At 74.5% G+C, this 25,918-nt stretch carries 24 protein-coding genes and 1 pseudogene; 9 read left to right on the forward strand and 16 right to left on the reverse strand.

Annotation, left to right across the window (positions count from 1 at the left end; genetic code table 11):
• Positions 1-48 precede the first annotated feature (48 nt).
• Both groL and groES read right to left on the reverse strand, forming a co-directional pair.
• Complete coding sequence (groL, locus tag AB0B83_RS25285) at positions 49-1,695, reverse strand: chaperonin GroEL (protein WP_151456655.1); 1,647 nt, start codon at positions 1,693-1,695, stop codon at positions 49-51.
• Between the two features lie 70 nt (positions 1,696-1,765).
• Entirely contained in the window at positions 1,766-2,080 is a 315-nt protein-coding gene (gene groES / locus AB0B83_RS25290) for a co-chaperone GroES (RefSeq protein WP_088998427.1), read from the reverse strand.
• Positions 2,081-2,329: 249 nt separating this feature from the next.
• Between groES and AB0B83_RS25295 the strand changes: the two genes are divergently transcribed.
• The 7 genes from AB0B83_RS25295 (at position 2,330) to AB0B83_RS25325 (ending at position 9,723) form a co-directional block, all read left to right on the forward strand.
• Complete coding sequence (locus AB0B83_RS25295; protein WP_357580247.1) at positions 2,330-3,553, forward strand: methyltransferase domain-containing protein; 1,224 nt, start codon at positions 2,330-2,332, stop codon at positions 3,551-3,553.
• Positions 3,554-3,650: 97 nt separating this feature from the next.
• Positions 3,651-4,130: a Cys-tRNA(Pro) deacylase gene (ybaK, locus tag AB0B83_RS25300; protein WP_357580248.1), complete on the forward strand. Its 480-nt coding sequence runs from the start codon at positions 3,651-3,653 to the stop codon at positions 4,128-4,130.
• A 193-nt stretch (positions 4,131-4,323) separates the two neighbouring features.
• On the forward strand, positions 4,324-5,421 hold the full coding sequence (locus AB0B83_RS25305; RefSeq protein WP_357580249.1) for a sugar ABC transporter substrate-binding protein: 1,098 nt from the start codon (positions 4,324-4,326) through the stop codon (positions 5,419-5,421).
• 107 nt (positions 5,422-5,528) lie between these two features.
• On the forward strand, positions 5,529-6,350 hold the full coding sequence (locus AB0B83_RS25310) for an ATP-binding cassette domain-containing protein (protein WP_357580250.1): 822 nt from the start codon (positions 5,529-5,531) through the stop codon (positions 6,348-6,350).
• On the forward strand, positions 6,347-7,606 hold the full coding sequence (locus tag AB0B83_RS25315; RefSeq protein ID WP_357580251.1) for an ABC transporter permease: 1,260 nt from the start codon (positions 6,347-6,349) through the stop codon (positions 7,604-7,606). The genes AB0B83_RS25310 and AB0B83_RS25315 overlap by 4 nt, the downstream gene beginning before the upstream one ends.
• A 28-nt stretch (positions 7,607-7,634) precedes the next feature.
• Positions 7,635-8,816, forward strand: coding sequence for an ROK family protein (locus AB0B83_RS25320; protein ID WP_357580252.1), 1,182 nt, complete (start codon positions 7,635-7,637; stop codon positions 8,814-8,816).
• A gap of 169 nt (positions 8,817-8,985) precedes the next feature.
• The gene (locus AB0B83_RS25325) at positions 8,986-9,723 is read left to right on the forward strand and encodes a DUF4142 domain-containing protein (protein ID WP_357580253.1); all 738 of its coding nucleotides are present in this window, start codon (positions 8,986-8,988) and stop codon (positions 9,721-9,723) included.
• 621 nt (positions 9,724-10,344) lie between these two features.
• On the opposite strand, the gene AB0B83_RS25330 is transcribed toward AB0B83_RS25325, so the two are convergent.
• From AB0B83_RS25330 to AB0B83_RS25395, 14 genes are all read right to left on the reverse strand, one after another.
• Positions 10,345-11,925 (reverse strand): Na+/H+ antiporter, encoded by a 1,581-nt coding sequence (locus AB0B83_RS25330; protein WP_357580254.1) that lies wholly within the window; start codon positions 11,923-11,925, stop codon positions 10,345-10,347.
• A gap of 167 nt (positions 11,926-12,092) precedes the next feature.
• Positions 12,093-13,874, reverse strand: a complete 1,782-nt coding sequence (locus AB0B83_RS25335) for an ABC transporter ATP-binding protein (protein WP_357580255.1) — start codon at positions 13,872-13,874, stop codon at positions 12,093-12,095.
• Entirely contained in the window at positions 13,874-15,574 is a 1,701-nt protein-coding gene (locus AB0B83_RS25340; RefSeq protein WP_357580256.1) for an ABC transporter ATP-binding protein, read from the reverse strand. Before AB0B83_RS25340 ends, AB0B83_RS25335 begins: the two co-directional genes overlap by 1 nt.
• 103 nt (positions 15,575-15,677) lie before the next feature.
• Positions 15,678-15,932: a hypothetical protein gene (locus AB0B83_RS25345; protein ID WP_091627865.1), complete on the reverse strand. Its 255-nt coding sequence runs from the start codon at positions 15,930-15,932 to the stop codon at positions 15,678-15,680.
• A gap of 18 nt (positions 15,933-15,950) precedes the next feature.
• Positions 15,951-16,997: a tRNA (adenosine(37)-N6)-threonylcarbamoyltransferase complex transferase subunit TsaD gene (gene tsaD, locus AB0B83_RS25350; RefSeq protein ID WP_357580257.1), complete on the reverse strand. Its 1,047-nt coding sequence runs from the start codon at positions 16,995-16,997 to the stop codon at positions 15,951-15,953.
• Complete coding sequence (gene rimI, locus AB0B83_RS25355; RefSeq protein WP_357580266.1) at positions 16,990-17,445, reverse strand: ribosomal protein S18-alanine N-acetyltransferase; 456 nt, start codon at positions 17,443-17,445, stop codon at positions 16,990-16,992. The genes tsaD and rimI overlap by 8 nt, the downstream gene beginning before the upstream one ends.
• Positions 17,446-17,565: 120 nt before the next feature.
• A complete protein-coding gene (gene tsaB, locus AB0B83_RS25360; RefSeq protein ID WP_357580258.1) occupies positions 17,566-18,243 on the reverse strand; it encodes a tRNA (adenosine(37)-N6)-threonylcarbamoyltransferase complex dimerization subunit type 1 TsaB in 678 nt (225 codons plus the stop codon).
• Between the two features lie 172 nt (positions 18,244-18,415).
• A complete protein-coding gene (locus tag AB0B83_RS25365; RefSeq protein ID WP_357580259.1) occupies positions 18,416-19,366 on the reverse strand; it encodes a maleylpyruvate isomerase family mycothiol-dependent enzyme in 951 nt (316 codons plus the stop codon).
• A gap of 29 nt (positions 19,367-19,395) precedes the next feature.
• Positions 19,396-20,097, reverse strand: a complete 702-nt coding sequence (gene ung / locus AB0B83_RS25370) for a uracil-DNA glycosylase (RefSeq protein ID WP_357580260.1) — start codon at positions 20,095-20,097, stop codon at positions 19,396-19,398.
• Between the two features lie 60 nt (positions 20,098-20,157).
• Positions 20,158-20,640 carry a tRNA (adenosine(37)-N6)-threonylcarbamoyltransferase complex ATPase subunit type 1 TsaE gene (gene tsaE / locus AB0B83_RS25375; protein ID WP_357580261.1) on the reverse strand — a complete coding sequence of 161 codons (483 nt, stop codon included), beginning with the start codon at positions 20,638-20,640 and terminating at the stop codon, positions 20,158-20,160.
• The gene (locus AB0B83_RS25380) at positions 20,637-21,728 is read right to left on the reverse strand and encodes an alpha/beta hydrolase (RefSeq protein WP_357580262.1); all 1,092 of its coding nucleotides are present in this window, start codon (positions 21,726-21,728) and stop codon (positions 20,637-20,639) included. Before AB0B83_RS25380 ends, tsaE begins: the two co-directional genes overlap by 4 nt.
• Positions 21,725-22,843 carry an alanine racemase gene (gene alr / locus AB0B83_RS25385; RefSeq protein WP_357580263.1) on the reverse strand — a complete coding sequence of 373 codons (1,119 nt, stop codon included), beginning with the start codon at positions 22,841-22,843 and terminating at the stop codon, positions 21,725-21,727. The genes AB0B83_RS25380 and alr overlap by 4 nt, the downstream gene beginning before the upstream one ends.
• Before the next feature lie 107 nt (positions 22,844-22,950).
• A complete protein-coding gene (locus AB0B83_RS25390) occupies positions 22,951-24,420 on the reverse strand; it encodes an NAD(P)H-hydrate dehydratase (protein ID WP_357580264.1) in 1,470 nt (489 codons plus the stop codon).
• Between the two features lie 52 nt (positions 24,421-24,472).
• Positions 24,473-24,841, reverse strand: coding sequence for a holo-ACP synthase (locus tag AB0B83_RS25395; protein ID WP_132230942.1), 369 nt, complete (start codon positions 24,839-24,841; stop codon positions 24,473-24,475).
• Between the two features lie 175 nt (positions 24,842-25,016).
• On the opposite strand from AB0B83_RS25395, the gene AB0B83_RS25400 reads away from it, so the two are divergent.
• A complete protein-coding gene (locus tag AB0B83_RS25400; RefSeq protein ID WP_357580265.1) occupies positions 25,017-25,313 on the forward strand; it encodes a type VII secretion target in 297 nt (98 codons plus the stop codon).
• A 203-nt stretch (positions 25,314-25,516) separates the two neighbouring features.
• Positions 25,517-25,918 (forward strand): annotated as a pseudogene (locus tag AB0B83_RS25405) (hypothetical protein); the annotation flags it as partial.

The following is a 25,918-nucleotide window of genomic DNA, read 5'->3' on the forward strand; positions in this document are numbered from 1 at the left end:
GCGCACCGTCACACGGACGGTGCGCCCCGACTGGGCGTACGGCGAGGGTCAGAAGCCCGGGCCGTGCTGGTGGCCGTGGCCGTGGCTGTGGCCGTGCCCACCGGCGGCGGCCGGCTCGGCCTTCTCCGGCTTCTCCACCACGAGGCTCTCCGTGGTGAGCAGCAGGCCGGCGATCGACGCCGCGTTGGTGACCGCGTTGCGGGTCACCTTCACCGGGTCGACGATGCCGGACTTCGCCAGGTCGACGTACTCGCCGGTGGCAGCGTCGAGGCCGTGGCCCCACTCCTTGCCGGCGACCTTCTGCACCACGACGTAGCCGTCGTGGCCGGCGTTCTGGGCGATCCAGCGCAGCGGCTCGACCAGCGACTTGCGCACGATCGAGACGCCGACCTTCTCGTCCCCGGTGAAGCCGAGGTCGTCGTCGAGCGCCGGCAGGATCTGCACCAGGGCGGCGCCGCCGCCGGGGACGGTGCCCTCCTCGACCGCGGCCTTGGTCGCCGCGATCGCGTCCTCGATGCGGTGCTTGCGCTCCTTCATCTCGACCTCGGTCGCGGCGCCGACCTTGATGACCGCGATGCCGCCGGACAGCTTGGCCAGCCGCTCGGCGAGCTTCTCCCGGTCCCAGTCGGAGTCCGAGGCCTCGATCTCCTTGCGGATCTGCGCGACCCGGTCGGCGACCTCGCTCGACTTGCCGCCGCCGTCGACGACCGTGGTGTTCTCCTTGTCGACCACCACGCGCCGGGCGGTGCCGAGCACCTCCAGGCCCACCTGGTCGAGCTTGTAGCCCAGCTCGGGCGCGACCAGCTCGGCGCCGGTGAGGATCGCCATGTCCTGGAGCATCGCCTTGCGCCGGTCACCGAAGCCGGGGGCCTTGACCGCGCAGACCTTGAGGGTCTTGCGGATCGAGTTGACCACCAGCGTCGACAGCGCCTGGCCGTCGACGTCCTCGGCGATGATCAGCAGCGGCTTGCTGTTCTGGAGGACCTTCTCCAGCAGCGGCAGCAGCTCCTCGATCGCCGAGATCTTCTGGGTCGTGATCAGGATGTACGGGTCCTCCAGGACCGACTCCTGCGACTCCATGTCGGTGACGAAGTTGGGCGAGATGAAGCCCTTGTCGAACTGGAGACCCTCGGTCACGTCCAGCTCGGTGTGCAGGGCGGAGCCCTCCTCGACGGTGATGACACCGTCGCGGCCGACCCGCTCCATCGCCTCGGCGATCAGCTCGCCGATCGTGGCGTCCTGCGCGGAGATCGTCGCGACGTGCGCGATCGACTTCTTGTCGGCGACCTCGACGGCGCGGCCGAGCAGCGCCTCGGAGACCTTGGCGGCCGCCGCGTCGATGCCCCGCTTGAGGCCGGCCGGGTTGGCGCCGGCCGTGACGTTGCGCAGGCCCTCGCGGACCATCGCCTGGGCCAGCACGGTGGCGGTGGTGGTCCCGTCGCCGGCGACGTCGTTGGTCTTGGTCGCCACCTCCTTGACCAGCTGCGCACCGAGGTTCTCGTAGGGGTTGGTGAGCTCGATCTCCTTGGCGATGGTCACGCCGTCGTTGGTGATCGTGGGCACACCGAACTTCTTGTCCAGGACGACGTTGCGCCCGCGCGGGCCGAGGGTGACCTTGACCGCGTCCGCGAGGGCGTTGACACCGTGCTCGAGCAGGTGCCGGGCGTCGTCCGAGAAGCTCAGGATCTTCGCCATGAATGTCCCTTCGAAGCGACGTCGCCCCGGCCCGGCGAGCCGGACCGGGGCGACGACACTGATCGGTTGCTTACTTCTCGATGACCGCGAGGACGTCGCGGGCGGAGAGCACCAGGTACTCCTCGCCGGCGTACTTGACCTCGGTGCCGCCGTACTTCGAGTAGAGGACGGTGTCGCCGACCTTCACGTCGACCGGCACGCGGTTGCCCTTGTCGTCGATCCGGCCCGGGCCGACAGCGAGGACGGTGCCCTCCTGCGGCTTCTCCTTGGCGGTGTCGGGGATCACGATGCCGGAGGCGGTGGTGGTCTCGGCCTCGTTCGCCTGGACCACGATGCGGTCCTCGAGCGGCTTGATCGCAACCTTGGTCGCGGTAGTCACGGGCATACCCTCCCGGGTACTTGGTTTCGTTACCGGCCGGCATGCCGACCAGCGTCAATCTGCCACATGCCACCGGGCGGGGCCGTCGTCGCGGGTGCCGGTCCGCCTGGCGTTCAGCGCCCGGACCATGGGGCCCGGAAGCTGGCACCCTCGGGGTGAGAGTGCTAATCGCAGGTTATTCCTCGGCTAGCACTCCGTCAAGGAGAGTGCCAACCCGCCGGCCGGCGCGTCGGGTCCGCCGACCACAATGACCGGGTGGATCTCGACCAGTTCGCCGCCCTGCGTACGCCCGAGGGGTCGGCCGCCCTCGCCGCCGCCGCGCGGGTGGCCGGCGGCGATCCGCTGACCGCGGCGGCCGCGCTCCGCTCGACGGGGCTGCCGGCCGACCTGGCGTCGGCCGCCCTCACCCAGGCCGAGCTGCGCCGCCGGGCGGTCGGCAAGTTCGGGCCGGCGGCAACGGGGATGTTCCTCACCCGGGCCGGGCTGGAGCAGGCCACGCGGGGCGTCGTCGCGGCACGGCGGGCCGAGCGGCTACGGGCCGCCGGGGTGCGCGTCCTCGCCGACCTCGGCTGCGGCCTCGGCGCGGACGCGCTCGCCGCCGCCCGCGCCGGCATCCGGGTGTACGGCGTGGAGGCCGACCCGCTGACCGCCGCGATGGCCGCCGCGAACGCCGAGGCGGCCGGGCTGGCCGAGCTGTTCACGGTGGAGTGCGGTGACGCCACGGCGTTCGACGTGGACCGGGTCGACGGGGTGTTCTGCGACCCGGCGCGCCGGAAGGCGGGCACCGGGCGGCGGATCTTCGACCCGAACGCCTACTCGCCGCCCTGGGACTTCGTCGTCGGGCTGGCGGAGCGGGTGCCGCACACCGTCGTGAAGGTGGCGCCCGGCATCGACCACGCGCTGGTCCCGGCGGGCGCCGAGGCGGAGTGGGTGAGCGTCGACGGCGACCTGGTCGAGGCGGCCCTGTGGTGCGGCGAACTGGCGCAGGTCCCCCGCCGCGCCACCCTGCTGCGCGGCAAGGAAGGGTCCCCTGTCGACGCTTCCGGTAGCGGAAGGGTCCCCTGCCGTCAGGTGACGGGCTCCGGGGACGCCGAAGCACCGGTCGGCCCGGCGCGCCGCTTCCTGTACGACCCCGACCCGGCGGTGGTCCGCGCGCACCTGGTCGCGGAGCTGGCCGAGACGCTGGGCGCGACGCTGGCCGACCCGAGCATCGCCTACCTCTACGCGGACGCGCCGACGCCGACGCCGTTCGCCCGCTGCCTGGAGGTCACCGACGTGCTGCCGTTCTCGCTCAAGCGGCTGCGGGCGCTGCTGCGGGAGCGCCGGGTCGGCCGGGTGGAGATCCTCAAGCGCGGGTCCGCCCTGGAGCCGGAGAAGCTGCGCCGGGACCTGCGGCTGACCGGGGACCAGGCGGCCAGCCTGGTGCTGACCCGGGTCGCCGGGGCGCCGACGGTGCTGGTCTGCCGGCCGGTCGGGTAGCGCGCGGAGGCGGCCGGGCGGCGGGCCCGTACCCGCGCCGGCAGCGTCCGGCCTTTTCGACTCGCGGGTCGTACGGGGTCGGGTTAGCTTGACCGTCATGGCGGGACAGGGCACTCCGGCGACCGCGCTGCTGACGAAGCGGAAGATCGCCCACAGCACCCATCCGTACGACGTCTCCCCGGACGCGCCCCACTACGGCGCGCTCGTCGCGGCGGCCCTGGGGGTGCCGCCGGAGCGGGTCTTCAAGTCGCTGGTCGCCGAGGTCGACGGCGCGCTGACGGTGGCGGTCGTGCCGGTCACCGGCGAGCTGGACCTCAAGGCGCTCGCCGCGGCGGTCGGCGGCAAGCGGGCCGCCATGGCCGACCGGGCGGTCGCCGAACGGGCCACCGGCTACGTGCGCGGCGGGATCAGCCCGCTCGGCCAGCGCCGCCGGCTGCCCACGGTGCTCGACTCGTCGGCGCTCGACCATCCCACCGTCTACGTCTCGGCGGGCCGGCGCGGGCTTCAGCTCCAGCTCGCCCCGCAGGACCTCGTCGCCCTCACCGGGGCGGTCACGGCCCCGCTGTCGGCCCGCTGAGCTGCGCCGCTCCCGTCGTCTGCGGGAGAGCGCTCCCCGGTGGGCGACGGCCGGGTGTCAGGGACGTTGCTGAATTGTTACTGCCGACAACAAACTCGCCACCTCGGCGCTCTTGTGCCCACGACGCGAACCGGAATACGTTGCCGGACACAACAAACCAACATCATCCCCCACCCCCGAAAGGACCCTGCTGATGCGCAAGGGCTTCCTCACCTTCGCTGCCGTGGGCCTGCTGGCCGCCGGCGGCCTGACCGCCTGCGGCGACGACTCCGGTTCCGATGCCGGCGGCTCCACCGAGAAGAAGCCGAAGATCGGCGTGATCCTGCCGGACAGCAAGTCCTCCGCCCGCTGGGAGGGCGCGGACCGCAAGTTCCTGGAGGAGGCGTTCAAGGCCGCCGGCGTCGACTACGACATCCAGAACGCCCAGGGCGACAAGACGGCGTTCCAGACCATCGCCGATCAGATGATCACCAACGGCGTCACCGCCCTGATGATCGTCAACCTGGACTCCGGCACCGGCAAGGCCGTGCTCGACAAGGCGAAGTCCCAGGGCGTGGCGACCATCGACTACGACCGGCTCACGCTGGGCGGCTCGGCCACCTACTACGTCAGCTTCGACAACGAGGTCGTCGGCAAGCTCCAGGGCGAGGGCCTGAGCAAGTGCCTGACCGACAAGGGCGCCAAGAACCCGGTGGTGGCGTACCTCAACGGCTCGCCGACCGACAACAACGCCACCCTGTTCAAGAACGGGTACGACTCGGTGCTCAAGCCGAAGTTCGACTCGAAGGAGTACACCAAGGGCCCGGACCAGAACGTTCCGGAGTGGGACAACGCCCAGGCGGCCACCATCTTCGAGCAGATGCTGACCCAGACCGGCGGCAAGATCGACGGCGTGCTCGCCGCCAACGACGGCCTCGGCAACGCGGCCATCTCGGTGCTGAAGAAGAACAAGCTCAACGGCAAGGTCCCGGTGACCGGCCAGGACGCCACCCCGCAGGGCCTGCAGAACATCCTCTCCGGCGACCAGTGCATGACCGTCTACAAGGCGATCCGGGAGGAGGCGAAGGCCGCCTCGGACCTGGCCATCGCGGTCGCCAAGGGTGAGAAGAAGGAGACCGGCCAGACGGTCAAGGACCCGGAGGGCGGCCGGGACGTCCCGTCGGTCCTGCTGACCCCGAAGCTGATCTTCAAGGAGAACGTCAAGGACGTCATCGCCGACGGCTTCGTCACCAAGGACGAGGTCTGCGCCGGGGCGTACGCCAAGCTCTGCGCCGACGCCGGCATCAGCTGACCCGTACCCGATTCCACGCGCACGCCGCCCGGCACGGACCCTGTGCCGGGCGGCGGTTCGCGCCGGACGGGATCCGAGACCTCCCCTCCACCTGAAGGAGACCCCCCGTGTCCGCAACCCCCCTGCTGGAACTACGCGGGATCGACAAGAGCTTCGGTCCCGTCCAGGTCCTGCGCGACGTCGCCTTCACCGCCCACGCGGGCGAGGTGACCGCGCTGGTCGGCGACAACGGCGCCGGCAAGTCGACCCTCGTCAAGTGCATCAGCGGCATCCACCCCACCGACGCCGGCGAGTTCCGCTTCGACGGCCGGCCGGTGAGCATCAACAGCCCCCGCGACGCCGCCGCGCTCGGCATCGAGGTCGTCTACCAGGACCTCGCGCTCTGCGACAACCTCGACATCGTGCAGAACATGTTCCTCGGCCGGGAGAAGCGCAGCGGCATCGTGCTCGACGAGCCGACCATGGAGCAGATGGCCGCCGACACCCTCGCCGGGTTGAGCGTGCGGACCGTGAAGTCGCTGCGCCAGCACGTCTCCAGCCTCTCCGGTGGCCAGCGCCAGACCGTCGCGATCGCCAAGGCCGTGCTCTGGAACAGCAAGCTCGTCATCCTCGACGAGCCGACCGCCGCGCTCGGCGTCGCGCAGACCGCCCAGGTGCTCGAACTGGTCCGGCGGCTCGCCGACAACGGCCTCGCCGTGGTGCTCATCTCGCACAACATGAACGACGTCTTCGCCGTCTCCGACCGGATCGCCGCGCTCTACCTCGGTCAGATGGTCGCCCAGGTGAAGACCACCGACATCACCCACTCACAGGTCGTCGAGCTGATCACCGCCGGCCGCTCCGGCGGGCTCGGGCTCGCCGAGCCGGCCAACGGCGGCAACGGGCACGGCGCGGAGCCGACCGAGAGCAACGCAGGAGGCGTCCGATGACCACCACCGTCGTGCAGAAGGACGGCCCGGGGGCCGTCACACCGCCGCCCACCCTCGGCAGCCACGTCCGCAACTACGTCAGCCGGGTACGGGGCGGCGACATCGGTGCGCTGCCCGCCGTACTCGGACTGGTCGTGCTCTGCACGGTCTTCTCGATCATGCGGCCGTCGTTCCTCACCGCCGGCAACTTCGCCAACCTGTTCACCCAGGGCGCCGCGGTCACGCTGATCGCGATGGGGCTGGTCTTCGTCCTGCTGCTCGGCGAGATCGACCTCTCCGCCGGCTTCGCCAGCGGGGTCTGCGCCGCCATCCTCGCCAACGTCGTCACCGTCCTCGGCTACCCGTGGTACGTGGCCGTGCTCGCCGCCATCGTCACCGGCGTGGCGATCGGCACCACCCTCGGCTTCCTGGTGGCGAAGATCGGCATCCCGTCGTTCGTGGTGACCCTCGCCGGGTTCCTCGCCTTCCAGGGCATCGTGCTGATGCTCATGGAGGAGGGCACCAACATCTCGGTCCGCGACGACGTGCTTGTCGCCATCGCCAACCGCAACCTCTCCCCCGTACTCGGCTGGGTGCTGGCCGCCGTGGCGGTCGCCGGCTACGCGGCCGTGCAACTGCTCCGGCACCGTACGCGGGCGGCCCGGGGCCTGGTGACCGACCCGATCGCGGTGGTGTTCGCCCGGATCGGCGGGTTGGCGCTCATCCTCGGCGCGGCGGTCTTCATCCTCAACCTCGAGCGCAGCCGCAACATCGTGATCAGCTCGCTCAAGGGCGTGCCGATCGTGGTGCCGATCATCGCCGTGCTGCTGGTCTTCTGGACCTTCGTGCTCCAGCGCACCAGCTACGGCCGGCACGTCTACGCGGTGGGCGGCAACAAGGAGGCGGCCCGCCGGGCGGGCATCAACGTGGACCGCATCCGCATCTCGGTCTTCGTGATCTGCTCCTCGATGGCGGCCATCGGCGGCATCGTCGCCGCCAGCCGGGCCAACTCGGTGGACCCCAACACGGGTGGCAGTAACGTACTGCTCTACGCGGTCGGCGCGGCCGTCATCGGAGGCACCAGCCTCTTCGGCGGCAAGGGCCGGGTGCTGGACGCCGTCCTCGGTGGCGCGGTCGTCGCGGTCATCGACAACGGGATGGGCCTGATGGGATACAGCTCGGGGGTGAAGTACGTGGTCACCGGCGTGGTGCTGCTGCTCGCCGCGAGCGTGGACGCGTTCTCCCGCCGGCGTTCCACCGCCACCGGCAACCGCTGACCGCGCGGCACCGGAAGTGACGACGGCGATGCGCGCAGGACCGAGCCAGGACGAGATCCGCCGGCAGAACCTGGGCGCGTTGCTGCGGTACGTGCACGTGCACGGGGCCACCACCCGTGCCGAGCTCACCACCACGCTGGGGCTCAACCGCAGCACCATCGGCGCGCTGACCGCCGACCTGGCCGGCGCCGGGCTGGTCAGCGAGGGGACGCCGAAGGAGACCGGCCGGGCCGGGCGACCGTCGCTGGTCGTCCGGCCCGAGTCGGACCGGGTGCACGCGTACGCGTACAGCATCGAGGTGGACCGGCTGCGCGCCGCGCGGATCGGTCTCGGCGGCGCGGTGCTCGACCGCCGGGAGCTGGACCGCCCCCGGGGCCTGACCGCCGCGGAGGCCGCCCCGCTGCTGGCCGGGGCGGTCAAGGAGATGCAGCAGAGCGCGCCGACGGACGCCGTCTGCGTCGGCGCGGGCGTCGCGGTCTGCGGCATGGTCCGCCGCGACGACGGGCTGGTCCGGCTGGGCCCGACCACCGGTTGGGTGGACGAGCCGATCGGCGCGGCGCTCGGCGCCGAGCTGGGCTGCGACGTGCCGGTCACGGTCGGCAACGTGGCCGACGTGGCGGCCTTCGCCGAGCACGCCCGGGGCGCGGCGGCCGGCTGCGACAACGTCATCTACCTGTACGGGGACGTGGGCGTCGGCGCCGGCATCATCGCCGGGGGGCGCCGGCTGACCGGGCACGGCGGCTACGGCGGCGAGGTCGGCCACATGGTGGTCGTCCGGGACGGCGCGCCCTGCGAGTGCGGCTCCCGGGGCTGCTGGGAGACCGAGATCGGCGAGCACGCGCTGCTGCGCGCGGCCGGCCACTCCGACGCGCGGGGCCGCGACGCGCTGCTGGCCGTCTTCGACGCCGCCGACCGGGGCGACCTGCGGGCGCAGACGGCGGTACGCCAGGCCGGCGACTGGCTCGGCTTCGGGGTGGCCAACCTGGTGAACATCTTCAACCCGGAGATGGTCATCTTCGGCGGCGGCATGCGGGACCTCTACCTCGCGGCGGCGGCCCAGGTCCGCAGCCGGCTCAACTCGATGGCCCTGCCCGCCTGCCTGGAGCACGTCCGGCTGCGCACCCCGAAGCTCGGGGACGACGCGGCGCTGATCGGCGCCGCTGAACTGGCCTTCGAACGCCTGCTGGCGGACCCCCTCGACGTCGGCTGACCGGCCCCGCCCGTGCCGTGCCGGCGAATGGTGGACAGGTGCCGGCGCCGGCGGGCCGGTCCGGTGAACCGATCGGTCGGTCCTTCCGTACCAGTGCGCGGACGGGCGAAGGCGGAGGCGTCGCCCGGCCCGGACTCGTTTCGGACCGGACCGAGGAGACACCACGGACATGACACCGCTCAGAGCCGCCCGACGCCGACAGGGACACCGCAGCAGTCGCCTGGCGGCGCTGCTCGTCACGATCGCCGCCGGGCTCGGGGTGCTGCCCGGCGTGGCCGTCGCCGCACCGGGCGGTCAACAGCTCAACGCGGCCGACGCCGCCCTGCTCAACGGGGTACGGCTGGCCGGGCTCTGGGAGATGCCAGCCGGGCAGCTGGCCGCCGACAAGGGGCAGAGCGCGAAGGTACGCGAGATCGGCGCCGGCATCGCCACCGAGCACGAGGAGCTGGACCGCCTCACGGTCGAGGCGGCCAACAAGCTCGGGGCGAGCATCCCGAGCGACCCGACGGCCGAGCAGAAGGGCTGGCTGACGGAGATGCAGAACGCCTCCGGCGCCCGCTTCGACCAGATCTTCGTCACCCGGCTCCGGGTCGCCCACGGCAAGATCTTCCCGGTCATCGGGGCGGTCCGCGCCAGCACCCGCGATCCGGTGATCCGCAAGCTCGCCGACGACGCCAACCGGTTCGTCCTGCACCACATGCAGATGCTGGAGAGCACCGGGCTGGTGCGCTGGCCGGAACTGCCGCCGGCCGCCCTGCCCGCCCCCGGCGACGACGGCCTGCTCGCCGCCGCCTCCGCCAACTCCGGCCCGCCGATGGGAGTCAGCAGCACGGTGGTCTGGCTGGTCTTCCTCGCCGCGCTCGGCACGGGAGGCGTCGCCACGTACCGCATCCTGCGCCGCACCTGACCACGGCGTCCTCCGGCGGCCACGGCCGGGAGGCCGTCGAACCGCAGGGGATTCTGGCGCCTTGGCGGCTGGCGTGCGGAGGCCTGGCGGTGTGGCAGCCTGGCACCTCGGCGGTGTGGCGGCTGGGCGGTGTGGCTGCCTGGCTGTCGCGGCCCTGCTGCTGCCGTCTGTTCGCGGCCCGGCCACCGACGTTACTTTCGGTAATCGCAATGGGTGTCACACCGTCGCCACGGGGCACTCGCCTCGCACCCTTTGCTCTGCAGCCATCCACGCACCAGCTACGGACGGTGGCTGGTGCATCCGCGGCTGCAGAGCAAAGGGCGCGTGAGCACTATCGGCCGGCTCGGTGATCGAGAGAAGAAATCGCTGGTCAGCGGACTAAGCGCTGAATCGTGGCCGCTTGCGCTTGGAAGCCAGACAGATTCGACTACCGTGCGTGACATTTTCGGCCCCTCACGAGCATCGTCACGATGAGTTATCAGCGGCAGGGTCCGCGCAGCAGTCGGCCGCGTGCCGGCACGCCGGTGCGGCCCGCAGGCCCGCACGACCCACACACCCGGCACGCCCGCCCGACTCGCGCACCCGGCAGGCCCGCACGCCCGGTGCGACGGCCGGGCACGGCTACTCGTTGACCTCCGGGCCCAGCAGGCGGATTTCCTCGATGTCGAGGACGGCCTGCAGCTCCCGCAGGACGATGTCGTCGATCTCGTTCGTGTCCCGCAGCCTGGTGATCTCGCGCCGTTTGTGTTCGAGCACGGCCAGCCGCAGCCGCCGGTCGAGGTCCCGGGCCTGCTCCGCCGACCGGCTCTCCTCGTCGGTGGAGCGGATGTCGTCGAGGTGCTGCTCGTAGTCCGCCCGGATCCGGTCGACCGCGTCCGGCGCCGCGCCGAGCCGGTCCGCGACCTCGGGCAGCACCGCCAGCGCTGCCTCGGTGGCCCGCACCCGGGCCAGCCGCAGCTCGCCGACCCGCCGGGTGTCGCCGACCAGGCCCGCCCACCCGACGACGGCGGGCAGCGTGGTGCCCTGGATCAGCATCGTCAGCAGGATGACCACGGCGGTGGCGAAGATGATCAGATCACGCTCGTGCACACGTGTGCCGGTGGGCGTGGTCACCGGCACCGCGAGGGCGGCCGCGAGAGAAACCGCGCCCCGGAACCCCGCCCACCCGGCCGCCGTCCGCACCCGCCAGTCGACCCGCTCGTCCTGCTCCGCCGCCCGGCGGTCGACGACCAGGAAGGCGAACGCCGCCAGGTGGACCCACACCATCCGGGTCAGCACGACCACGCCTGTCACCACCACCGCGATGGCCATCGCCCGCATCGCCGACAGGCTGGTCACGTCGCGCAGGGCGCGCGGGATCTGCATCCCCAGGAGCACGAAGAGCCCGCCGTTGATCAGGAACGTGGCGAGGTCCCAGAAGCCGTACGCCAGCACCCGGGAGCGGGCCCGGATGACCCGGGGGGCGGCGTACGCCAGCACGAGACCCGCGACCACCACCGCCAGGACGCCACTGGCGTGCACGAGCTCGGCAAGGAGGAACGCGACGAACGGTGTTAGGACGCTCAGCGCGCCCTCGCGCAGCGGATCGTCGAGCCGACGCCGGAGCAGGATCACCGCCCAGCCGACCAGCAGGCCGGCAACCACGCCACCGGTCGACGCGAGGACGAACCGCTCGGTCAGCCCGAGCAGCCCCGGCTCGGTGCCGCCCACGATCAGGCCCAACCCGACGGAGAAGAGCACCAGCGCGGTGCCGTCGTTGATCAGGCTCTCCGCGTGCAGGGTGGTCAGGATCCGGCGCGGCATCCGTTTGGCCAGGCCTGCGACCGCCGCCGCGTCGGTCGGCGCGAGCACCGCGCCGAGCACCCAGGCGGCGGCCGGGTCCACGCCGAACCGCTGCACGACGAGCGACACCGCCACCATCGTCGCCACCACCAGCCCCACCGCGAGCAACGCGATCGCGAGCAGGTTCTTGCGGATCTCGCGCAGGCTGGTGGTGATGCTCTCCTTGTAGAGGATCGCCGGCAGGAACAGCAGCAGCACCACGTCGGGCTCCAGCACCACGTGGGACAGCGGCGGCAGGAGCGCGAGCAGCGCGCCCATCGCGATGAGCAGGACCGGGGGCGCCACGCTGTACCGTCCGCCGAGGGTCGTGCCGACCAGCACCGTGACGCCCAGCACCACGATCAGTTCGAGACCGCCCACGCCGCACCCCCGTCACCGCCGACGGCACGGTGACGGGTACGCGCCGGTCGCCTGCCGCTCCACCATCGTGGTACGGCGGTCCGGCGCGGCACCCTCGAACAGGGAAACAGGCACCGCCCGCCGGCATCGACGGCGACGGCTCCGGACACGGCGCGCCGCGCGGCGCGTCAGGAGCCGGTGCCGTGCCAGGAGCGCCAGAGGGCCGCGTAGGAGCCGTCGGCTGCGACCAGTTCGTCGTGCGAGCCGATCTCGGCGATCCGGCCGTCCTCCACCACCGCCACCCGGTCGGCGTCGTGCGCCGAGAAGAGGCGGTGCGCGATGGCCACGACCGTACGGCCCTGGAGGACGGCCGCGAGGGACCGCTCCAGGTGCCGGGCGGCGCGGGGGTCGATCAGCGAGGTGGCCTCGTCCAGCACCAGGGTGTGCGGGTCGGCCAGCACCAGCCTCGCCAGCGCGAGCTGCTGCGCCTGCGCGGGCGACAGCGGGTGCCCGCCGGCACCGACCACGGTGTCCAGCCCGTCCGGCAGCCCGTCGGCCCACTCCACCGCGTCGACGGCGGCCAGCGCCGACCGCACGGCCGCCTCGTCGGCGCCCGGCCGCACCATCGCCACGTTCTCCCGCAGCGTGCCGATGAAGACGTGGTGCTCCTGGGTGACCAGGGCGACGTGCGTACGCAGCTCGGACAGGGGCAGCTCGTCGAGTCGCCGGCCGGCCACCGTGACCGAGCCGGTACGGGGCGCGTGCACCCCGGCGAGCAGCCGGCCGAGCGTGGACTTGCCGGCGCCCGAGGGGCCCACCATGGCCAGCTTCTCCCCCGGCTCCGGCAGCAGGGTCACCCCGTGCAGCACGTCCCGGCCCTCCCGGTACGCGTACCGGACGTCCCGGGCGGCGAGCCGCCGCTCCCCCGGTGGCGGAGGATCGGGCGGGCCCGCAGGACCCGCGGCGGGCCGGGTCGCGGAGCCGGCCGGCGGGTCGGCGTCGGCCACCCCGAGCAGGCGCGCCATGGAGGCGCCGCCGACCTGCAACTCGTCCAGCCAGGAGAGCAGCCGGTCGACCGGGTCGATCAACGCCTGCACGTAGAGCGTGGCGGCGGTGACCTCGCCGAGGCTCACCCAGCCCTTCAGGTGGAACCAACCGCCTATGATCAACGTGGCCACCACCGGCAGCACGTAGCCGATCTCGGCGATCGGGAAGAACACCGTGCGCAGCCGCAGGGTGTAGCGCTCGGCCGCGTACGACCGGTGGATGTCGGCGTCGGTGCGGGCCCGGCGGCGCGCCTGCTGCCGCAGCGCCTCCGTGGTCCGCGAACCCTCGACGGTCTCGCTGATGCCGTCGGTGATGTCGGAGTAGGCGGCGTTCTCCCGCAGGTAGCCGGCGGGGGCGCGGCGCAGGTACCAGCGGGTGCCGGCCCACAGCAGCGGCACCGCGAGCAGGCAGGGCAGCGCGAAGAGCGGATCGACCAGGAGCAGCGCGCCGACGATGAAGCAGCCGGTGACGATCGCGATCAGCGTCTCCGGCACCGCGAACCGGACCGTCCGCGACAGCGCGGAGACGTCCCGGGACGTCCGGGTGAGCAGGTCGCCCGTGCCGGCCCGCTCCACGGTGGCCAGCGGCAGCGCCAGGATCCGGTCGACGAACTCCTCGCGCAGCTCGGCCAGCACCCGCTCGCCGAGCCGGGCCGACGCCAGGTGCGCGAAGCGGACCAGCACCGACTGCACCAGCACGAACCCGGCGATCAGCAGGGCGATCCGGTCCACGGTGACGCCGGACGTGCCCCGGGAGATCCCCTCCACCAGGTCGCCGAGCAGCCACGGCGCGACCAGGCCGGCAGCGGCGGCCAGCGCGTGCAGGCCGAGCGCGGCCCCGAGCGCCCTCGGATGCCGGCGGGCCAGCGTGCGGGCGTAGCGGCGCACCTGGCGCCCGTCGGCGACCGGCAGTGCGGTGGCCATCAGTCCTCCCCCCGGCTGACCGTCGCCCGGTAGCGCGGCTCGCCGTCGAGCAGTGCGGTGTGCGTCCCCTCGGCCACCACCTTGCCGTCCTCCACGAAGATCACGTGGTCGGCGCGGTGCAGCACGAGCGGGCTGGTGGTGCAGACCAGGGTGGTCCGGCCCGCCCGGGCGGCGCCGAGCCGGTCCGCGATGCGGGCCTCGGTGTGCGCGTCCACGGCGCTGGTCGGCTCCACCAGCAGCAGGATCTCCGGGTCGGCGACCAGCGCCCGGGCCAGCCGCAGCCGCTGCTGCTGGCCGCCGGAGAACTCCCGGCCGCGCTCGGCGACCGCGCTGTCCAGCCCCGCCGGCAGGGCCTCGACGATGTCGGTCGCGCTCGCCGCCGTCAACGCCGCCGCGACCGTCGCGTCGTCGACCCGGTCGTGCGGGTCCAGCTCCGCGCGGAGCGGGCCGGTGAACAGGTGCGCGTCGTTGTCGGCCACCAGGATCCGCTCCCGCACCGTCGCCAGCGCCACCTCCCGCAGCGGTACGCCGTGCAGCGTCGCGTCCGAGTCGACGTACCGGCCGAGGCGGTCCACGACCGCCGCCGCGTCCTCGGGGGCGGTGGCGGCGAGCGCGGTGAACCGGCCCGGCCGTACCGTCACGCCGGAGGCCACGTCGACCAGCTCGCCGGGGCCCTCCGGCAGGGCGGCCGGGCGGGCCGGGTCGAGCAGTTCCGGGGTGAGCCGCAGCAGCCGCACCACCCGCCGGGCGGCGACGTGCCCCCGGGTCAGCTTGTCCACCGCCTCGGTGAGCTGGCGCAGCGGGCTGACCAGGAACGCCGTGTAGCCGTAGAACGCCACCAGCTCACCGGCGCTGATCTCGCCGCGCAGCGCGAACCGGGCGCCCAGCCAGGTGACCAGCACGAGGAACGCCCCCGGGAGCAGCACCTGGGCCGCCTCCAGCAGCGACTCGATGCGGGCCACCCGCAGGCCGTCGGCGCGCAGCGCCTGCGACCGCGACCGGTAGCGGGCGGAGAGCACCGGCTCGCCGCCGACGCCGCGCAGCACCCGCAGCCCGGAGACGATGTCGCCGGCCCGGGCGGTCAGCGCCCCCTCCGAGTCCCGGTACGCCTGCTGCTGCCGGTGCAGCGGCCGGATGAGCAGCCCGACGACCGCCATCAGCAGCGGCACGCCGAGCACCACGACCAGCCCGAGCGGCACGGAGGCGCCGAGCAGGATCACCCCGACGGTCGCGATCGCCACGATCGCGCCGGTGCCCCGGGCGGTGATGTCGATGGCCGCACCGATCTGGCTGATGTCGGCCGTACCGATGCTCACCACCTCGCCGGCGGAGACCCGGCGGGGCAGCGCGGCGCCGAGCCGGTTCGCCGCGCCCACGGTCAACTGCACCGTCCGGTACGCCCCGGCGAGGAAGTTGTGCACCGCGCAGTAGTGCCGCAGGATCCCCGCGGCGGCCTGGAACACGCCCAGCCCGAGCAGCACCAGCCCCCAGGTGAGCAGCGCCTCCTCGTCGCGGCGGGTGAGCCCGTCGACGGCCCGGCCGACGGCCGCCGGCACCAGCGCCTGGGCGACCATCCAGACGACGCCCAGCAGGATGCCGACGGTGAGCAGCGCCTTGTGCCGCCCGGCCAGCCACACGAGGTAGCGGGTCGCCGAGCGGATGTCGGGTACGCCGGGGTCACCGGCCGGTGAGAAACGCATGGCCCACCGACGCTAGGTGGCGGGCCGGTCACCCCGCCAACCAATTACCGCCTCGGCGTGCCGCGGCTCACGTGTCCTCCGCCGTCGGCCGGCCGGCCCGGCCTCAGCGGTCGACCTGCGTGAAGTCCCAGGAGTGCGGCGGGCGGGCCAGCAGCGTCGCCGGCGGCTCCGGCAGCGGACGCGGGTTGCTGCGCCACTTGGAGATGACCACGACCCGGTGGTCGGTGGAGGAGAACACCTCGCTGGACAGGTGCATCGGGTCGTGCTCGAACTCCGGCAGGGCGGTGTCGCACACCCAGGTGATCAGGTCCGCGGCGCCGTACGGCTCCGCCCGCGCCTCCCACATCCGCACGATCACGTCAGCCATCCTCGGGGTTCAGACGCTGACTGTCGTCAGCGGCATGGCGGAGTCGGCGGGCAGGTCCAGCCGGCTCGGCGCGACACCCGAGGCGACCAGGTGCGAGCCGAGGGCGGCGACCATCGCGCCGTTGTCCGTGCAGAGCCCGGGGCGGGGCACCCGGACCCGGATGCCGTACGCGGCGGCGCGGTCCTCGGCCATCGCGCGCAGCCGGGAGTTGGCCGCCACGCCCCCGCCGATCACCAGCGTCTCGACGCCGGTGGTCCGGCAGGCGTCCAGCGCCTTGCGTACCAGCACGTCGCAGACCGCCTCCTGGAAGGACGCGGCCACGTCGGCGACGGGCACCGGCTCGCCGGCACGCTGCCGCGCCTCGACCCACCGGGCCACCGCCGTCTTGAGCCCCGAGAAGGAGAAGTCGTAGCGGTGGGCGGCGAGGTCCTTGGGGGCGGTGAGGCCGCGCGGGAAGCCGATGGCGGCCGGATCGCCGGCCCGGGCCTCCCGGTCGATGTACGGGCCGCCGGGGAACGGCAGCCCGAGCAGCCGGGCCACCTTGTCGAACGCCTCGCCGGCCGCGTCGTCGATGGTGGCGCCGAGCGGGGTGACGCCCCGGGCCAGGTCGTCGACGAGCAGCAGGGAGGAGTGCCCGCCGGAGACCAGCAGGGCGATCGCCGGCTCGGGCAGCGGGCCGTGTTCCAGGGTGTCCACGGCGACGTGCGCGGCCAGGTGGTTGACGCCGTAGACCGGCTTCTCGGCGGCGAGCGCGTAGCCCTTCGCGGCGGCCACCCCCACCAGCAGCGCGCCGGCCAGCCCCGGCCCGGAGGTGACCGCGATCGCGTCGATGTCGGCGAGGGTCACCCCCGCCTCCTTCAACGCCCGGTCCATGGTCGGCACGATGGCCTCCAGGTGGGCCCGGCTGGCCACCTCGGGCACCACGCCGCCGAAGCGGGCGTGCTGCTCGACGCTGGAGGCGAGCGCGTCGGCCAGCAGGGTGTGCCCGCGCACGATGCCGACCCCGGTCTCGTCGCAGGAGGTCTCGATGCCGAGGATCAGGGGTTCGTCAGTCATCGCTCACATCCTGCGTGCGCTGCATGACCAGCGCGTCGGTGTTGCTCGGTTGGTAGTAGCCGCGCCGCACGCCGATCGGCTCGAAGCCGTACGTCGCGTAGAGCTTCTGGGCGGGGGCGTTGTCCGCCGCGACCTCCAGCAGGACGCTGCGGAGGCCGAGCCGGGCGGCCTCGGCGAGCAGCGCCTCCAGCAGGATCCGCCCGACGCCGCGCCGCTGGGCGTCCCGGCGCACCGCGACGTTCTGCACCCACGCCTCGTCGGGCGGGGCCACGGCGAGCCCGGCGTAGCCGAGCAGGTCGCCGTCGTCGCCGGTGGCGACCAGGTAGAAGTGCCCGTTGGCCAGCTCGTTCCAGAACATCGCCGCCGACCACTGCTCGGCGCCGAACAGGTCCGCCTCGATCGGCAGCACCTCGTCGACGTGCCACCACCGGAACCGCTCCAGCCGCACCGTCACGGCAGCACCTCGGCTCGCGACTGCGGGGCTCGCAAGACCGGCTCACTCCTCGCGCTCACGGCAGCACCTCGGCTCGCGACTGCGGGGCTCGCAAGACCGGCTCACTCCTCGCGCTCACGGCAGCACCGGCTTGCGGGCGGTCGCCGCCACGGCGTCCGGGCGGCGCAGGTAGAGCGGGGTGAGCGCCTCCGAGGGGGCGCCGGCCCGGATGCGCTCGGCGGCCAGGGTCGCCAGCACGCCCGCGTCCGGGTAGCGGGGCTCGTCCCGCACGGGCAGGCCGAGCACGTCCGCGTACCGGTGCGCGCCGTCGCCGACCGCGGCCGTGACGGCCAGGCCGCGGGCGCGCTCGGCGGCGACCGCCGGCACGGACACCTCCGGGCCGACGATCCGCTGGCCCGCGCCGTCGTAGACCGCCCAGTAGATCTCCCGGCGGCGCGCGTCGCTCGCCGCCAGCACCGGCTCGCCGGCGGCCGCCGGGTGACCGATGGCGTCCAGCGAGCAGACACCGTACGTCGGGACGCCCAGCACCTGGCCGATGGTGGCGGCGGTGACCAGCCCCACCCGCAGCCCGGTGAACGGGCCGGGGCCGAGGCCGGCGACGATCGCGCCCAGGTCGGCCGGGCGGGCACCCGCCTCGGTGAGCACGGCGTCGACCTGCGGCGCGAGCAGTTCACCGTGGGCGCGGGCGTCGACCGTGCAGCGGTACGCGCGGGTCGCGACACCGTCCGCCGCGACCTCCACCAGCGCCGCGGTCACCGCGGGGGTCGAGCTGTCCACCACCAGTACGAGCACGGTGAGCCAGCCTAGTCGCCCCCGTGGTCACCCCCGGTCACGCCCCGGCCAGGTGGGACGAGCGGCGAGGCCGGTGGCGCGGGCGGGCCGGCGAGCGGCTGACGGTGGCGCGGGCGATGGGACCGGGGAGCGGCTGACGGCAGGGCCGGCGGGCGGGACGGGCGGGCGGGGTTCAACTCGGGGTGCGGAACTTGCGCAGGAAGGCCGGCAGCAGCCAGGGGCGCCGCCCGCTGACGCGCACCTTGCCGGTGAGCACCGCCCGGGCGCGGCTGACCCGGCCGAACATCATCAGGTTGAGCGTGCCGGGATCGTGGTCGATCCGGGCGTCGGCCCGTGCTCCGGGATCGGCGAACGTCATCCGCCCCCGGTGCAGCAGGAGCCGGACCGGGGCCGCGTACGCCGAGCGGAACTCGACCACGACGGGGCGTTCGCTCGGCGGCGCGCCGCCGTCGATGAGCCGCCCGTAGCCGTGCCGGACCACGCCGGCCACGAACAGCTCCATGAACAGCGCGGCGTCCCGGCCGGGGAGCGACCACGGCCGCCCGGCGACGCGGGCGACGTCGTGACCGTGGATGAGCAGCTCGTTGACCAGGTGCGCGCAGAGGCCGGCGAGGGGCACCCGGGCGCCGCCGAGCCAGGGCACCGTCTCGTCGGGGCGCTGGCCCTCGCAGACGGCCAGGAGCCGCCCGACGTCGGCCCGCAACCGGTCGGCCAGGGCCTGCGGCTCGCGCTCGGTGAGGTGCCGCAGCAGCACGTCGTTGAAGTCCGCCACCGTGTCGACGGTGACGTCCGGGAGCTGCCGGTGCAGACCCGGCACCGGCAGGGGCGGATGGTCCGGGTCCACGAGGCACGCGTAGTACCACGCCAGGGAGCCCACGTGGGCCAGCGTGTCGGCCACCGACCAGTGGGCGGTGGCCATGGCCCCGGGTGGGGTGGCGCGGACCAGGTCGAGGAAGCGGTCGGTCTGCTCCGCCAGCGCCGTCCGCGCCACCCGCCACCGCTGTTCGCTGACCGTCGCCGCCATCGCCGCCTCCCGGCTCGCGTCGCTGCTCGGCGAGGTCGGCACCGCCACGGCGTACGCGCCGACCGACCGCTCGCAGCACAGGCTACAACGGACGGTCACCGCGCGGTGACCGCGAAAGTGCGCAGCTGTCAGCCGGCGGAGCGCTCCCAGTCGACCGTGGGCAGGCCGGCGTCGGCGAGCGCCTTGTTGGCCGCGCTGAACGGGCGGCTGCCCAGGAAGCCGCGCGGGTTCATCGGGCTGGGGTGCCCGGCCTCCAGCACCACGTGCCGCGGGTTGGTCACCAGGGCCGCCTTCTTGCGCGCGTAGCCGCCCCAGAGCAGGAAGACCACCCGCGAGTCCATCGCGTCGAGCGCCCGGATGGTGGCGTCGGTGAACTCCTCCCAGCCGCGGTTGGCGTGCGAGCCGGGCGTCGCCTCGCGGACGGTGAGCACGGCGTTGAGCAGCAGCACGCCCTGTGCCGCCCAGCCGCTCAGGTTGCCGCCGCGCGGCTTCGGCACGCCGAGGTCCTCGCCCAGCTCCTTGAAGACGTTGCGCAGCGACGGCGGCACGCTCACGCCCTCCCGCACGCTGAAGCTGAGCCCGTGGGCCTGCCCCGCCTTGTGGTAGGGATCCTGCCCGAGGATCAGCACCCGGCAGTCGGCCGGCGCGCAGAGCCGGTAGGCCGAGAAGAGGTCCTCGACCGGCGGGAAGACGGTGCGGGCCGCGTACTCGCCCGCGACGAACTCGGCCAGCGCGGCGGTGCGGGCCGGGTCGAGGTGCGGGGTGAGCACGGCACGCCAGTCCTCCGGCAGCAGCGCCAGCAGGTCCAGGGTGGGGGCGTCGTCGGGCATCGGCAACCTTTCGCCTGTCGGGTCCGTCCCGCGCACTCTAGGCAGCCGGTACGACAGCGCTCACCCGAGGGCGGTCAGGCGCTGCGCCCAGTCGCCGCCGACCGGCTCCAGCTCGACCACCCGGGTGTCGTCGTCGCGCCGGTCGAGGCGTACCCGCAGGTGGGCGTCGACGAGCTGCTCGACCAGGCCCTCGCCCCACTCGACCACGGTCACCGACTCGTCCACCGAGGCGTCCAGGTCGAGGTCGTCGATCTCGGCGCGCGGGTCGGCGGCGTCCCCCAGCCGGTACGCGTCGGCGTGCACCAGCGCCACCGTGCCGCCCCGGGCCGGGTCGGGTCGGTGCACCCGGGCGATCACGAAGGTGGGCGAGGTGACGTCCCCGAGCACCCCGAGCCCGGCCCCGAGGCCCCGGGTCAGCGCGGTCTTGCCGGCGCCGAGCGGCCCGGTCAGCAGCAGCAGGTCGCCGGCGCGCAGCAGCCCGGCCAGCCGCCGCCCGAACTCGTGGGTGTCGTCGACGGTCGGCAGCTTCACGACGTGGCTCACAACGCCTCCAGGAACCGGACCAGCGCCTCGTTGACCTCGTCGGCGTGCTCCAGCATCACCACGTGCCCGCTGTCGGAGATCTTGACGAACTCGGCGTGCGGCAGTCGCCGGACGATCTCCTCGGAGTGCGTCACGGGGGTGATCATGTCCTTGTCGCCGACGACCACCAGCACGGGGGTGTCCGCCAGCGCGGCGAGCGCCGGGAACCGGGAGTGCGTGGCCAGCGTCCGCAGGTAGCGCGTCACCGTGTCGGCGGAGGTGCGGGAGTTCATCGTCTCGACGTACGACACCAGGGCCGGGCTGGGCTGGCGGGTGCCGAAGCCGTATTTGCGGGTGAGCAGCCAGGCCACGTTGGTGGTGGACCTGCGCGCCCGGTCGATCACCGGGCCGCCGTAGCGGGTGACGTTGCCGACCAGGTGCAGCACCGGCGCGCCGACCCGGCCGAGCAGGGCGGGCGCGACCAGCTTGGTCTCGGCGAGCAGGCCGCCCGAGGTGGCCATCAGCACGGTGCCCACGACCCGGTCGCCGAACAGCTCCGGAAACAGCTCGGCGAACGCCATGATGGTCATTCCGCCCATCGAGTGGCCGACCAGCACGAGCGGCCCCTCCGGCGCGGCCCGGTCGATCACCTCGCGCAGCGTCCGGCCGAGCGCGGTCAGGTCGTACTCGCCGGTCTCCAGCCGCCCCGACCGGCCGTGCCCTGGCTGGTCGTAGGCGACGATCCGGTGCTCGCCCCGCTCGGCGAGCAGCTTGCGCTGGAAGTGGAAGGTGCCCATGTCGAGGCAGAAGCCGTGCACCAGCACCACGGTCGGGTTGCCGGGCACGGGCCGGGTCGGCTCCACCACCTCGACGTGGATGTCGGTGCCGTCGGGCATCTCCAGCCGAAAGGAGTCGTCGTACCGCTGCTCGCCGAAGACCTCCCCGGCGTACCGGTCGGTGGGGTCGGCCTTGAGCTTGCGGACCAGGGCGCGTTCGGTGGCGACGCCGGCCGCGAGCCCGGCGGCGGCGACCCCGACGGCGGCCAACGCGCCGATTGCCGCCTTGGCGTGCCCGGTACGCGGCAGCGGGATGCGGGAACGGGTCGTCACGGGCGCTCGCCGTCGTAGACGCGGGGCACCCGGGTGCTGCCGAACCGCGTGACGATCTCGTAGTTGATGGTGCCGACCGCCTCGGCCCAGTCGTCGGCGGTGGGCCCGCCGTCGGCGCCGCTGCCGAAGAGGGTGACCTCGTCGCCGGCGGCCACCGGGTCGTCGCCACAGTCGAGCACGAACTGGTCCATGCAGACCCGGCCCGAGATCGTCCGGCGCTTGCCGCCGAGCTGCACCGGGCCGCTGTTGGAGGCGTGCCGGGGCACCCCGTCGGCGTAGCCGAGCGGCACCACCGCGAGGTTCGCCGCCCGCTCGGTGGTGTAGGTGTGCCCGTACGAGACGCCGGAGCCGGCGGGGACGCGCTTGGCGAGCATCACCCGGGCGCGGGCGGTCATGGCCGGGCGCAGCCCGTAGCGCTCGCCGGCCACCGGGGAGAGGCCGTAGACGGCGAGCCCGGGGCGGACCAGGTCGAAGTGGGTGTCGGGCCGGGTCAGCGTCGCGGCCGAGTTGGCCAGGTGCCGGTAGCGCGGCCGCAGGCCGGCCTGCTCGGCCATGCCCAGCCCCTCGTGGAAGACGGCGATCTGACGGTCGATGGTCGGGTGGCCGGGCGAGTCCGCGTACACGAAGTGGCTCCACACCCCGACCACCTCGACCAGGCCGTCGGCCTGCGCCTTGGCGGCGGCGTCGAGCAGGGCCGGCCAGTCGGCGACGGTCGCGCCGCCCCGGGCCAACCCGGTGTCGATCTTGAGGTGCAGCCGGGCCGGCCGACCGGCGGCGCGGCCCGCCGCGACCATCTCGTCGAGCTGGGGCAGGCTGGCGACGCCGAGGTCGACCCCGGCGGCGACGCCCTCGTGCAGCGGCAGCCCGGGCGCGAGGAGCCAGGCCAGCACCGGCACGGTGATCCCGGCCCGGCGCAGCGTCAGCGCCTCGTCGAGCGTGCAGACCCCCAGCCAGTCGGCCCCGGCGTCGAGGGCGGCGCGGGCGGCCGGGACCATGCCGTGGCCGTAGCCGTCGGCCTTCACCACCGCCATCAGCTCGGCGGCGGTGCCGGACCTCAGCCGGCTCACGTTCTCGCGGATCGCGTCCAGGTCCACGCGTACCTCGGCCTGCCACATGCCCCCAGCCTACTTTCCAACCCGATCCCCCCGGCCGAGGCCGGCGCAGCCGGTACCGCCGGCACAGGAGCCACCGCCAGCGCGGCCGGTGCCGCCGGTACGGCCAGTCAGCCGAGGCGGGCGAGGACCGGGCGGAGGGCGTCGGCCACGTCGGGCGCCGTCACCGGTCCGCCCCGGGCCGCCTCCCGGCCGGCCAGCCCGTGCAGGTACGCGGCGGCGGCCGCCGCCCGCTCCGGGGGCAGCCCGGCCGCGAGCAGCGAGCCGAGCAGCCCGGCCAGCACGTCGCCGGTGCCGCCGGTGGCCAGCGCCGGGGTGCCGGTCGGGTTGACGTACGCCCGGCCGTCCGGCGTGCCGATCACCGTGCGGTCGCCCTTGAGCAGCACCACCGCGTTCATCCAGGCGGCCAGCCGCAGGGTGGCGGCCACCCGGTCGGCGCCCGGTTCCTCCCCGCAGAGCCGGCTGAACTCGCGGTCGTGCGGGGTGACCACGATCGGGGCGTCCCGCGTGCGCAGCCGGCCGGCGAGCGAGCCGTCGACCAGCAGCGTCAACGCGTCGGCGTCGAGCACCACCGGCACCGGGGCGGCGAGCACCGCCCGCAGCTCCCCGGCGGCCTCCTCGCCGGTGCCCAGGCCGGACCCGCAGACCCACGCCTGCACCCGCCCGGCGTCGGCGACCCGACCGGTCGCGATCACCGACGGGTGCCGGCGCAGCACGTCGGCCCGGGCCGAGCCGGCGTAGCGGACCAGGCCGGTCGGGCCGGCCAGCGCCCCCGCGACGGAGAGCACGGCCGCGCCAGGGTAGGTCGCTGAGCCGGTCGCGACGCCCACCACGCCCCGGCTGTACTTCTCCGAGGCCGGGCCGAGCCGGGGCCACCAGTCGACGACGTCCGACCACTCGGTCACGCCCAACGCCGGGCTGCCCCGCAGCCACGGCTCCAGCCCGATGTCGACCAGCTCCACCTCACCGGCGAGCGCGGCGGCCGGGCCCACCACCAGGGCGGGCTTCAGCGCGCCGAACGCCACTGTCACGTCGGCCCGCACCGCGCTGGGGCGGCCCGACGCGGTCAACGGCACTCCCCCGGTGTCGACCGCGACCCCGCTGGGCACGTCCACGGCGACCACGGCGGCCGGTGCGCCGTCGCGCCCCCGGTGCCGCACGAGGCTGGCGGCGAGCTGGTCGGCGGTGTCCCGCAGCCCGCCGCGACCGCCGATCCCCACGATGCCGTCCAGCACCAGGTCGACGGTCCCCGGCGGCCGGTCGACGACCCGCCCGCCCGCCGCCCGCAGCGCGGCCAGCCCTTCCGCGTGCGCCCGGCCGGGGGCCAGCAGCAGCGCCGACACGGCGGCACCCCGCCGGGCCAGGTGCGCGCCCGCGAGGAGCGTGTCGCCGCCGTTGTCGCCGGAGCCGACCAGCAGCAGCACCCGCGCGGCGTAGACGCCGCCCCGGTCGGCCAGCAGCAGCGCGCAGCGGCGGGCCAGCCCGGCCGCCGCGCGCTTCATCAGCGTCCCGGGCGGCAGCGTGGCCATCAGGCCCGCCTCCGCAGCGCGTACGTCCGCGACCCGCCAGACCGATCTCATGCCACCCCGTCCCGTCCGACTCCCGGCGCGCCGCGACCCGGCACGCCCCCGATCACCGCTCCGCGACCACCATCGCCGAGGCGATCCCGCCGTCGTGCGACAACGAGAGATGCCAGCGGTTGACCCCGCGCTCGGTGGCCGCCGCCGCGACCGTGCCGGAGACGGTCAGCCAGGGCCGGCCGTCCGGGTCCGGCACGACCTCGCAGTCGTGCCAGCTCAGGCCGGCCGGGGCGCCGAGCGCCTTGGCGACCGCCTCCTTGGCCGCGAAGCGGGCGGCCAGCGACTCGGGCGAGCGCGGGTTGCCGGAGCGGGTGCACCGCTCGGCCTCCGTGAAGAGCCGGTCGGCGAGCAGCGGTGTCCGTGCCAGGGCCTTGGCGAACCGCTCGACGAGGACGACGTCGATGCCGACAGCGACGATCACCCGCTCACCCTACCGGCGCGGGCGGCCGCAGATTAGCCCTCGGCACCGCGCGCGGCAACGCCTGTGGACGACGCCGCCGTACGCGGGCGGGCCGTCGTCCACAGGCCACGCGCGGGGGTGTGGACGACGCCTAGCGTCGCGGTCGTCGATGTTTTCGCGAGGCGGGGGGCCGAGGATGACCGAGCAGCCGTTGACCGTACGACCGGACGCGCTGCGCCGGGCCGCGCGCGGGCTCGACGACGACGCGTACCGGCTGGCGCACGGGCTGGCCGGGGCGTCCGGGCTGGTGGTGCCGGCCCCGGAGTGGTCGACCGGGGCGGCGTCGGCCGGGCTGGAGTCGGCCGTGCACGCCTGGTTCGGCGGGCTCGGCGCCCGGGTGGCCCACACGGCCGGGGCGGTCCGCTCCGCCGCCGAGGCGTACGAGGCGGCGGACGACCGGGCGGCCGGCCGCCTCACCGCGCTGCCCCGGTGAACGCGCCGGCACCCCCGGCGCCGGGTCGGTCGGCCCCGGCCGGGCACGCGGCGCGCCCGGTCCCGCCGGCGTCCCCGGCACGCCCGGCGTCCCCGGCACGCCCTACGCCGCCGACGCGCCCGGCGCACCCCGCCGACCGCGCGGCGGACGTCGGCTACCGGCAGCTGTGGGCCGCCGATCCCGACGCGTGGCGGGCGGCCGGGGTGGCCTGGCGGGGGCTGACCGGCCCGGTGGCGCGGCGGGCCGACGAGCTGGCCGCCGGCGCGGCGGTGCTGCGGTCCGGCTGGTCGGGCGGGGCCGGCGTCGCCGCCGACGCCCGGCTCGCGGCCCTGCGCACCGAGCTGACCGCCGTCTCCCCCGCCCTGATCGAGGCAGACCAGGTGCTGGCCGAGTTCGCCGGCCGGCTGGCCGCCGCCAAGGCCCGGCTCGCCGCCGCGGTGGCCCGCGCCGACGCGGCCGGACTGCTTGTCGACCGGCAGGGCCGGGTCACCGCCGACCCCGCCCGCGCACCGGCGACCGCACGCCCCGGGACGGGCGCGCCCGGGGCCGGCGCACCCGTGGTCCGCGCGCCCGGGGCCGGGACGACCGGGGTCGGCGCGACCGGA

The organism is Micromonospora sp. NPDC049060, from assembly GCF_040649055.1.
In the GTDB taxonomy this organism is placed as follows: domain Bacteria; phylum Actinomycetota; class Actinomycetes; order Mycobacteriales; family Micromonosporaceae; genus Micromonospora; species Micromonospora reichwaldensis.